Source organism: Streptomyces sp. SM11 (genome assembly GCF_002910905.1).
In the GTDB taxonomy this organism is placed as follows: Bacteria; Actinomycetota; Actinomycetes; order Streptomycetales; family Streptomycetaceae; genus Streptomyces.
This window is the reverse complement of the sequence record NZ_NEUE01000179.1, coordinates 1-9,859: the sequence shown is the minus strand read 5'-3', so window position 1 is coordinate 9,859 and position 9,859 is coordinate 1. Positions and strand designations below refer to the sequence as shown.

Here is a 9,859-nt window from a genome sequence, read left to right as displayed (position 1 = left end):
TGGAGGCTGGTCTTCGCGAGGCCTCGGTAGCGGGATCTGCGCAGACCGCAGCGTCCGACGGCCTGGGAGATGGTGCCCTCGACACCGGCACGGATCTTGTACCGCTCCTTCCAAGCCTCGGTTCGCTGCTCGGCTCGGGCCGTGCGGACGGTTTCGTGTTCGTCGCGGCCCTGCCGGAGGTTGAGCTCGCGGCGTCGCGGCGAGGGTGAGTTGACGCAGTCGCGCAGGTGAGGGCAGGGGCGGCAGTCGGCCGGGCTGAAGCGGACCCGGATGACGGGCAGGCTCTGCTGGGAACGCCGCTCGGCCCACTGCGTACTGACGACACCGTTCGGGCAGGTCACCTGTTCGCGGTCCCAGTCGATGGTGAAGGCGTCCTGCCCGAAGGGCCCGTCGGCCGACGCGTCGGTGCTGGCAGCCATCGGACCATGCAGGACGACGCCGTGGTCCCTGCGGGCGGTGACGACCTGGCCGGCGGTGGGGTATCCGGCGTCGACCCAGTGCTCACCGGGCAGGCAGTCCCGCCCGGCCAGCGCATCATGGATCTCGGGGATGGTCACGCTGTCGTGGACGGTGGCGAGGGTGGTGGCCACGTTCGTGATCAGGTTCGGCGTCTGCGGCTCGCAGGTCTCGGTGAGGTGGACCTTGTATCCGTCCCATAGAGTGTCCCGCTTGACGCTGCCACGGGCTTCGGTGTCATAGAGGGTGACCAGGCGCAACGCGCCCGGCGTCCGGTCTTTTGGGTCCCGCCGCCTCACCTCGCCCTCCACCCGGTGGAAGTGCTGGACCCACATCTGCCGCAAGGTCTCCACCTCCGCCAGGACACCGAGACCGGCCGGTGCGTCCGCTGCGAAGACCGCTTCCAGCAGACGCGTCCCGTCACGGCCGATCCGCGCTCCCACCTCGTCGCGTCTGGTCCGGGCCTTGGGGAACCGGGAGTCCTCCGCGCGGGTGGCGTAGTGCTTGAACCAGTCCGGCTCCGCGATGTCCGACAGCCAGCCCGGGGCGGCCTGGGCGAGCGCGTTGAGCGCCGAGCGCAGGGTTTCGGCGACCATCTCCAGCCAGGACAGCTCACGGGCGGCCGACAGCACGTGCGTGGCGTCGGTGCGGGCCCGGCCCGCCGTCTTGAGCAGGCCCTTCTCCCGGGCCGCGATCAAGATGCCGTCCAGCACCCGCCGCCCGGCATCCGCCTCCACCAGCCGGTCCCTGAACTCCGACAGCACCGAGAAGTCGAATCCCGGGTCATCCAGTGCAAGGCCGAGGGCGTATTTGAAGTCGATCCTGGCCCGCACCGCCTATGCGGCCTGCCGGTCGGTCAGCCCCTCCACGAACTGGAGCACCAATACCAGCGCCAGCCCGGCCGGGGACCAGGCAGGCCGGCCCCGGACAGGGAAGAGGTCCGCGAACTCCTCGTCCGTGAACAGCGGCCCCAGCTCGTCCCGCAGCCGGATCGCCAGGCTCCCCTTCGGGAACGCGGTTCGACGCCCTGCTCCAGAAGCAGAGTCGCGGTCGAATGGCGGAGGTCGTGGAAGCGGATGCGACGGAGGCCGGCCTTGCGGAGGAGCGTGGTGAAGGTGCGGGTGAGGTTGGTCGGGTCGATCGGCCTGCCCTGTGGCGTGGTGAACACGTACCCGTTGTGCTGCCACTCAGTTCCTGCCGCGTGCCGTTCGCGCTGCTGCTGCTCGTGGTGGTGCTTCAGCGAGTGGAGGCAGCGGGTGGGGAGGGCGATGCGGCGTTCGGAGGCACGGGTCTTGGTGGGCAACGTGGTGAGTCCGCCGGTGCTGGTGCGCTGCAATGTGCGGCGGACGGCAGCGGTGCCCGCGTCGAGGTCGAGGTCTTCCCAGCGGAGGCCGAGGAGTTCGCCCTTGCGGAGGCCGGTGCGCAGGGCGAGTTCGTACAGGGCGTGGAGTCGGTCGCTGCTGGCCGCGTGGAGGAACTGCTGGACCTCGCTCGCGGTGAAGGGCTTGAAGCGCCGGGTGCGGGGTGCTGGGGTTTTGACGTTGCGGGGCAGGTCGTCTTCGCGGGCGGCGTGTTCCAGGGCGGACTTGAGGACCGAGTGGACGTAGGTCACGGTCAGCGGGGAGAGCCGCTTGTTGCAGCACTGGCCGATGGCGCAGCAGGAGCGCCGGTCGGTGTCGCGTTCCTGGGTGCAGCACTGGCAGGTGACGCGGAGGCGGTCGAGGAAGGTGCGGACGTCGCGGGCGGTGAGGCGGGCGAGCTTCTTGGCGCCGAGGCCGGGGTTGAGATGGAGGCGGACGCAGGCAGCGTATCGGCTGTGGGTGTTCTCCCGTACCTGGTGGACGGCGACGTCGTTCAGCCAGTACTTCAGGTACGCGCTGACGGTGATGTCGGTCGCCGCGACGGGCAGGCCGAGGTTGCTGGCGGCGAGCTTCTCGGTGAGCTTGGCCAGGGCGTCTTTGCGGGTGGTGCCGTAGACGCGGACGCGCTTGCGGGTGTTTCCGGTGGCGAGGACGTATCCGGCAGCTTCCCAGCGGCCGTCCTTGCGCTGGTAGACGGTTCCGTCGCCGTTGGCGCGGGAGCGGGTCCGGCGGGATGAGGCGGGGCGCGGCGTGGTCATCAGGCGGCTTCCTGGTCGAGGCGGGTGCGGATGAAGTCGGTGAGGGCGTGGGTGGGGATGCGGCGGGCGCGGCCGAGGGTGATGGAGGCGAGTGGTCGGGTGCGGAGCAGGTCGTAGACGGCGGAACGGCCGAGCTGAAGGCGGGCAGGAGGCCGGTTCCGGCGTACTGCCAGTGGGAGATGACCAACGTCGTGTCCGAGCCCACGCGCTGACCGGCGATGTTGCCGAGACGGTGACCGGCGGCCAGGTCAGTGGAGTGTTCGGCCTGGTCACCGATCCGACTTCCGCCTGTCTGGCCGGCCTGCGCCCCACCCTTGGCTGGGGCCTGGGGGTAGGGTCGGCTGGTTCGCCAGGTGGTGCGTTCGGCTCGGAGGTGGGCGAGGGTGGTGGAGTAGCGGCGGGTGCGGGTGGAGAAGTGGCCTCGGAAGCCGAGCATGTGGGCCCATTGGTGCAGGCGTAGGTGGGCGTGCCGACGTTTGGCGGCGAGGTGCCAGGCTGTGTGGATCATGCGGCGGGCGTGGTCGGTGATGTCGTACTTGTGCAGTTCGGCGAGGAGGCGGAGTCGGCGGTCGAGGGTGCCGGTGGTGGTCTCGGCTCCCTTGGTGGCGTACTTGGCGATGTAGGCGGCGACGTGCCGATCGGTTACGGGGCCGTCTCCGGTGAAGTCGGTGCCGCGGATTGCCCGGACGTCGATCTGCCGCCCGAACCGAAACACCAACCAACCACTGGGGCCTTCGTCCTGGGGCTTCCCTGCGTGGTGGACGCGGGTGCGTGCGGCGGCGGCACGGATGGCCTGGTTGAGGAGCTCGGTGGTTGCCCAGGCGGGCGGGGTACTGGCGGGACCGGTGGGTCCGTCGAGGCGGATGACGGCGTGGAAGTGGACCTGGCCGCGCTTCTGGTACTCGGCGACCTTCGCGCACGAGAGCGTGGCGTGGTCCCGCAGGACCCGCTGTGCCAGCCCTGCCGCCTTCGCGATCTCCCGCCGCAGGTGGGTGGTGAAGCGTGCCCACAGGGCCGGGGCGTGCGCGTTCCACAGCACCGCGCCCGCGTAGTCGTAGCGGTCGGGATCGAGTGGGGTGCCGAGGAGCGGGTCGTCGTCGGGGTGGGTGTGGCCGCAGTGGCAGCGGCCGGTGTCGGGCTGGTTGTGGACGGGGCCGAAGCCGGGCGCGGTGAGGGTGGCGAAGACGCGGGGGTGTGCGGCGACGCTGGTGGGGACGGTCTTGCCACCGCGAAGTCCCGCGGTGATGAGTTGGTAGGTGTCGTAGCGGTAGACGGTGGAACAGGCGGGGCAGCGGGTGGCGCGGCGGTTGCCGCAGCGGACCAGCAGCTCGCCCGCCGGGAGCCGGCCGGAGTCGAAGTGGTCGAGGATCTCGCCGGTCGCGCTGTCCAGACGGGTGCGGTGCCCGGTCAGGCGGATCGGGTGCGCGCAGCCGCCGAGTCCGGTTATCTGCCGTGCGAGGGGTGCGAGTTGGCCGGTGGCGGCGAGCTTCGCCAGCCTGCCGGTCAGCCTGGCGCGGCGCTCCAGCGCCGACCGCCCGGCCGCCGAGGAGGCGACCTCCGCCGAGCCGCTCGGCGTGGTGAACGCCTGCGACGGGCGCAAGGTGGTCGGAACGAGCGCGGGGTACGGGAACTGGAGCTGTGAGGGGATGCGGAACAGGGCTTTTTGGCGGGAGTGCGGAAGCAGCACGACGTGACGGCTGGCAGGCCGAAGTGATCGGCTCACAGGGGAACGGGGCGCCTCGAAGGTGGGCGCGGAGGCCGGACCAGTGGGGGCTTGGTCGGCGCGGGCGCGGTGGTGATCACCGGCGGGTGCGTGACGTTAACATCGCCCCACAGGAACATTCAAGTGCATCCCTCCTCATTCCTTTCTGTGGGGTCGGGACGCGGGTAGTGTGAGGCCGGTTTCCCGGTTTGGACGGGCCGGATGTTGCTGGTAGAGAGCGTGGAAGGCGGGGGTGACCAGGCGTGGTGACGACGCGGCGCGGGCGCGGGCCGGCGGGCAGCGGGGTACCGCTGACGTTCGAGGTCATCGCCGAGACCCTGCGCGAGCGCATCCGCTCCGGCGGGCTGCGCCAGGGTGACGCGCTGCCGACGCAGGCCGTGTTGATGCGGGAGTTCGGGGCGTCGAGCCTGACCGTGCAGAAGGCCATGGTCCTGCTGAAGCAGGAGGGGTGGGCGGTCTCCCGCCCCGGCAAGGGAGCCTTCGTCGCCCACCACGACCACGTCGACCGCGACGCTGATGACCTTGACGCCCACGAGGCGACCGTGCCCGCCATCGGGACGACGGCCCGCGTCGAGGCGCTGGAACGTGCGATGGCCGAGGCCGCTCAGCAGATTGCCGACCTTCGTGGCCGCATCGAGGCCCTGGAGTCGGGCAGCGGCGAGCGGGGCCGCTGACCCACCTGGGCCGCGTGGCTCAGGACCGGACAAGCGTGGCCCGGGGGGCGTGCGTTCAGATTTTCTCTACGAGATTCAAGGCGGCCCCCCGCCGGAACTGGCCGAATGTCGCCGACCGACCCGACGTCGGGCACGCAGCCGACACACGCGCGAGGTGCTGACGGGCAGCCGCCCGTTTGATGCCCTCTGGGAGCAAGTGTGGCGTACGGACTCCTTGCCGCGTCGCGGAGCAAGCTATCGCCTACGACCGTCCTACGGCCGGATCGCAGGCAAAGGCCGACCAGGGGGCCGACCCTCAATATCCCTCGCCGGGCTCACCGAGGGCGGCGGCCGGCGTCGCCTCCGGCGGGGAGCGAGCTCCCGGCCGCCCGTGGCAGACCGACCCCCGCCCCGGTCCCCGCGCCGCCAGACTGGGCGACGCATCAGCCCGGCCGTACGCCGCCTCTCCCGCTCGGGCCCGATCACGCCGGAAGAAGCCGACCCTGCGCTGCCCCGGCCGGTTGCCGCTGGTTTGCGGCACCGCCGCCGCATCAGGATGAGGGGGACCCTGGGGCGTGCGACGCCGGAGTGGCTGCGATCGCGGCAACGGCACACGACCTGAACTACGAAGTCGCGCTCTTTGCCCCCCGTGCCATATACCATCGGCGCTATGGACGGCGGGCGCTACTCGATCGAGATCGAGCCGGAGGTACGGCTGTGGCTGGAGAACATTCCCGCCCATCACTACAAGCAGGCCGAACGCGTCGCCGACCTGCTCGCCGAGCAGCCCACCACGCTCGACGAACCGCACTCCCGCCATCTGGGCGGCAAGCTCCGCGAGCTGCGCTTCCGCCTCGGCGATGCCCATCAGCGGATCACCTACTGGCTGGCGCCCGGCCGACGTGTTGTGCTGCTCACCGTGTTCCGCAAGACCAAGATGCGCGAGCAGGCCGAAGTGGACCGCGCCCACGCCGCACAGCGATTGTGCGAGGCAGAGCATGAAGCCGCCGCCGAGCACGGCCTCTACAGCCGCAACCTCAAGGAGTACCGATGAACCACAGCGAATGGAGGACCCGTCGCCACCGCCAGCTGCTGGGCGAACACCTGGACGCCGACCCCGAGTACGACCGGGTCTACGAAGAGGCCGGTCTCGCCATGACGTTGGGCAAAGCCGTCTACAACCGGCGTAAGCAACTGGGCCTGAGCGAGGCCGACCTCGCCGAGCGCATGCACGTCGACGTCGATGACATCGAAGGCATCGAGACGGCCACCGAGCTGCCGCCCATCGCGGTCATCATGCGCCTGGCCCGCGCACTGGACCTCACGGTGGACGTGCACCTCGCCGGCGGAGACGAGCCCACCGTCACCATCGTCGCCCCAGCGGCCTGAGGCGGAGAGGAACCATGCAGGACCCGCCTTCCGCGCTCGCCCGTGAGCTCGGGCAACTCGTCCACGACCGGCGCATCGAGCTCGGGCTGTCCCAAGCCGAGCTGGCCGAGCGGTGCGGGATGAAACAGCCGCAGATTTCCCGCTTCGAAGACGGCGGGACCGTGCCCACGCTTCCCCTCCTCCGCCGCCTGGCTCAGGCTCTCGGCGCCGACCTGACCATCAGCCTCACCCCACACGACAAATCCGCTTGACACGCATTCAGAATTCCTGGAATTCCCCAGGCGGTGTAGACCACCGACGGCAGTAGTGACGGCAACAAGCGCGGACACCAGGGCACAGCCACGGACGCCAGCGGAGCGAGAACCCGCCAATGACCTGCGAAAACGCAAGTTGGGAGGGGTCGCGTAGCACACGTACTATGTGCTGACCTGGGTAAAAAGGTCATCGGCAGGAACGGTCGTCGCGTCACTAAGATCATGATGACAACACCGTTGCGTTAGCGCCTTGAGCGGCTGTTGAGGCCGTGCTCGAAGAACGCGACGGTGGTGCGGACGGTGTAGTTCTGGGCCTTCTGGGGGTGCTGTCCGGCGTTCGGGCCGTACTTGCTGGTGGGGTTCTTGCGGGTGCGGGCCTTCACTCGTTGCCGTCGGTGGGTGGGCAGGAGGTTGTCCAGGGCCGCGTGGCCGATCGTGCCGACCAGGTCGACCAGGTCGACGAGGGTGCTGGGGAAGATTCCGTGGCCGGCGGTGACGGTGTCGGTTGCGGCGGCCAGTAGGACGGTGAAACTGATCCGTTCCATGGGTACTTCCGGCCGTCCGGTCAGGGCGTCGTCGCCGGCGCGGATCAGAGCCTGGTAGGCGGTGAGCAGGGCGTAGACCTCCTGGTCGAGGCCGTCGATGCTGCGGGAGCGCAGGACGCGGCCGTCGAGCATCGTGGCCTTGATCGAAAAGTACGTGGTTTCCGCCTGCCACCTGCGGTGATAGAGATCAACGAGTTCGGCGGCCGGATAACGGACGGGGTCCAGCAGATTTGTGATCAGCCGCCACTGCTCGGTGCGGACGGTGCCATCGGCCAAGGTGACGGTGAGGGTCGCCTCGATCACGCGCACCGGCAGCAGTACCCGCAGGACGCCGTAGCCGATGCGGGCGATGTAGGAGCCGTCGTCCAGGTGCTCGGCGGGGGTGGGGACGCGGCGGGCCCCGGAGCGCACCAGGAACCGCGCCCCGCTCTGATGGACGGCATCAAGGAACTCGTTGCCGTCGAAGGCGGCGTCGGCCAGCAGGAGCATCGCCTCGTCCAGGGCGCTCAGAAGCCGCTTGGCATAGGGGAGTTCACCCTCGGACTCCGGTCCGAAGGAGGCGGCTATGAGCACGCGGGTGCCGCACTCGACCAGGGTCAGCAGCCGCAGCAGGGGATAGCCGAACTCCAGCCTCTCCCCGGCCCGCTTGGGGTAGCGCCAGGCGAGCGTCTCATCGTCGGGGTGTGCAGCAGGGTCCCGTCGACGGCCACCGTGCGCAGGCCCCGGTAGAAGGACCCGTCCTGCCCGGGGCGGGCGACGGGCCCGGCAAGCGTCTCGAACAGACGCCGCAGAGGGGCGGCCCCCACCCTGCGCCTGGCCCGCGTCAGCGAGGAGCCCGCGGGACGCACCAGGGCCAGCGGGGTCAGGGCGGCCGTCAGCTTGGACCACACCGTGCGGTACGAGTGGTGCTCGAACAGCGCGAGAGCGAGCACGAAGTACACCACCACCCGCGAAGGCAGCAGCCGCAGGCGCCGCTCGACCGTCCCGGTCTCCTCCAAGACCGCGTCCACCAGCGCGAAGTCCACGATCTGGGTCAACTCCCCCAGATGACCCGGCGCGAACACACCCTGGGCTGTCTCGATCGTGGACGTGATGACAGACTCTCCTGCAACGGGACCCCTGACCTTGATCGACTTTCTTCGCCGATCGTTGATCTATCAGGTGGTCCCGTTGCGCCGTTCAGCAGGGCTTGACGTACAGCTCAGGGGCCAAACGCAACGGTGTTGATCATGATGAAGGCCGCAGATCTTGAGGCTGCGTTCCTTCGTCCGGACCCTCAGATCCACATCGACGCGATCGAGGCTTGTGCCCCTCCGCTGGCAGAAGGGCAGAAAGCGCGCATCGCTGTGGCCCTTCGAGCTGGAAGCCGAAGGCGTACCGAAGCTGGTCGCGCTGTGACATAGAGCAGCGGAGCCCGCTGACGAGCCTTCGATGCGACCTGGCGGGGGCGCAGCGGTGAGCGCGTGGGCACCGGCCTGACCCAGCTCGATGGTGAGGGCAACGGATTCGCCACAGGTGCACGGCCGCTCTGGCCTTACCCACGTGCCCGCTACTGTGCACCAGCCGACCCATCGTCGCTGGTCAGTGGGGTAGCGTCAGCGCACAGTCAGTAATGTCCGGGATCAATGTCAGATACTGTCCTAGGGCCTGTATCCAGTTGTGATCAATGGATGGTCCGCGCGAGGTCCTTGATCCAGATCATGGAGGCGCGGAGATGGAGTCCGGCGAGGTAGCTCTCGGGGTTCTTGTCGTAGCGGGTGGCGATGCCGCGCCATGCCTTCAGCCTGTTGATCAGGCGCTCGACGGTGTTGCGGTCCTTGTAGAGCTCGGCGTCGTGGGTGAGAGGACGGCCGCCCTGGCGGCCTGGTCCTTCTTCTCCGGGATGACTGCCTTGATGTTGCGTTTGCGTAGGTAGGAGCGGTTGCCTCGGGAGGAGTACGCCTTGTCTCCGGCGACCGCGTCGGGCCGGGTTCGGGGACGGCCGACCGGGAGGCGAACCCGCATCTTGTTGAGCACGGGGATGAACTGCGGGCTGTCGGCGGCCTGTCCGGCGGTGAGCGTGAGGACGAGCGGTCTGCACTTGCGGTCGGCAGCGACGTGGACCTTGCTGGTCTGCCCGCCCCGCGAGCGGCCGAGCAGGGCGGCCTTCAGGCGGAGCTTGCGGCGTCGCCGGACGCGTCGCCGTTCGACCCGCCCGGCCTCGACGTCGGTGTCGTGCCCGACTTGTTCCTCGCTGTCGCCCCCTTTGAGCGGGTCCTCTCCTCCTCGGCCGCCTTCTCCAGGGCGTCCAGCGTCTCCGGATCAAGGCGCATCCCGGCGGCGTCGTGGTGGGCACGTGCGGTGGTGGAGTCCACACTGACCAGCGAAAGGTCCACCTCACCCCGCTCCGCGGCCTTCGCGATCAGACCTTCCAGCAGGTTCTCGAAGACCCCGGCGTCCCGCCACTGGCGGAACCGGTTGTACACGGTGGGCCAGGCACCGAACTCGGCAGGCATCTCCCGCCACTGTGCGCCCGAGCGGAACTTCCAGACCACACCCTCGAACTGCTCGCGCAGTTTCGTGGGGTACGGCCCGTACTCGCCGATCGGCAGGTACGGCTCCACGTACCCCCACTCCTTGTCCGTCAACTGTCTCCGCGTCATGCACACCGGACTACACGATCCACCCCCGAAGCGAGGGCGAATCCCGCAGATTGATCACGACTCGATACAGGCCCTAGT

The 9,859-nt window shown here is 69.3% G+C and carries 6 protein-coding genes and 5 pseudogenes; 4 read left to right on the top strand and 7 right to left on the bottom strand.

The features are described 5' to 3' along the window. The 4 genes and pseudogenes from B9S58_RS16405 to B9S58_RS39105 form a co-directional block, all read right to left on the bottom strand. Positions 1-1,478, bottom strand: a pseudogene (locus B9S58_RS16405) (IS1182 family transposase); the annotation flags it as partial. Next, positions 1,475-2,575, bottom strand: a pseudogene (gene xerC / locus B9S58_RS16400) (tyrosine recombinase XerC); the annotation flags it as partial. The pseudogenes xerC and B9S58_RS16405, both read right to left, overlap by 4 nt. Beyond that, the gene (locus B9S58_RS39110) at positions 2,575-2,748 is read right to left on the bottom strand and encodes a DNA-binding protein (RefSeq protein ID WP_103532849.1); all 174 of its coding nucleotides are present in this window, start codon (positions 2,746-2,748) and stop codon (positions 2,575-2,577) included. The gene B9S58_RS39110 and the pseudogene xerC, both read right to left, overlap by 1 nt. Continuing rightward, positions 2,714-4,223, bottom strand: a pseudogene (locus B9S58_RS39105) (replication initiator); the annotation flags it as partial. The pseudogene B9S58_RS39105 and the gene B9S58_RS39110, both read right to left, overlap by 35 nt. Positions 4,224-4,540: 317 nt before the next feature. On the opposite strand from B9S58_RS39105, the gene B9S58_RS16385 reads away from it, so the two are divergent. The 4 genes and pseudogenes from B9S58_RS16385 to B9S58_RS16370 all read left to right on the top strand — a co-directional run. Beyond that, positions 4,541-4,972, top strand: coding sequence for a winged helix-turn-helix domain-containing protein (locus tag B9S58_RS16385; protein ID WP_103532848.1), 432 nt, complete (start codon positions 4,541-4,543; stop codon positions 4,970-4,972). Between the two features lie 649 nt (positions 4,973-5,621). Beyond that, positions 5,622-6,005, top strand: a complete 384-nt coding sequence (locus B9S58_RS16380) for a type II toxin-antitoxin system RelE/ParE family toxin (RefSeq protein WP_103532847.1) — start codon at positions 5,622-5,624, stop codon at positions 6,003-6,005. Then, positions 6,002-6,340: a helix-turn-helix domain-containing protein gene (locus B9S58_RS16375; protein WP_103532846.1), complete on the top strand. Its 339-nt coding sequence runs from the start codon at positions 6,002-6,004 to the stop codon at positions 6,338-6,340. The genes B9S58_RS16380 and B9S58_RS16375 overlap by 4 nt, the downstream gene beginning before the upstream one ends. Positions 6,341-6,375: 35 nt before the next feature. After that, positions 6,376-6,591, top strand: a pseudogene (locus B9S58_RS16370) (helix-turn-helix domain-containing protein); the annotation flags it as partial. A 245-nt stretch (positions 6,592-6,836) separates the two neighbouring features. Here B9S58_RS16370 and B9S58_RS16365 read toward each other — a convergent pair. The 3 genes and pseudogenes from B9S58_RS16365 to B9S58_RS16350 form a co-directional block, all read right to left on the bottom strand. Next, a complete protein-coding gene (locus tag B9S58_RS16365; RefSeq protein WP_258044635.1) occupies positions 6,837-7,742 on the bottom strand; it encodes a transposase in 906 nt (301 codons plus the stop codon). Beyond that, a complete protein-coding gene (locus tag B9S58_RS16360) occupies positions 7,736-8,203 on the bottom strand; it encodes a transposase domain-containing protein (RefSeq protein WP_258044634.1) in 468 nt (155 codons plus the stop codon). Before B9S58_RS16360 ends, B9S58_RS16365 begins: the two co-directional genes overlap by 7 nt. Before the next feature lie 599 nt (positions 8,204-8,802). Then, positions 8,803-9,781, bottom strand: a pseudogene (locus B9S58_RS16350) (IS5 family transposase). Between the last annotated feature and the right edge of the window lie 78 nt (positions 9,782-9,859).

What these genes read in the sequence shown, in the direction of transcription:
- B9S58_RS16375 (WP_103532846.1), top strand. Translation starts at nt 6,002, where the DNA reads ATGAACCACAGCGAATGGAGGACCCGTCGCCACCGCCAGCTGCTGGGC.
- B9S58_RS16380 (WP_103532847.1), top strand. Translation starts at nt 5,622, where the DNA reads ATGGACGGCGGGCGCTACTCGATCGAGATCGAGCCGGAGGTACGGCTG.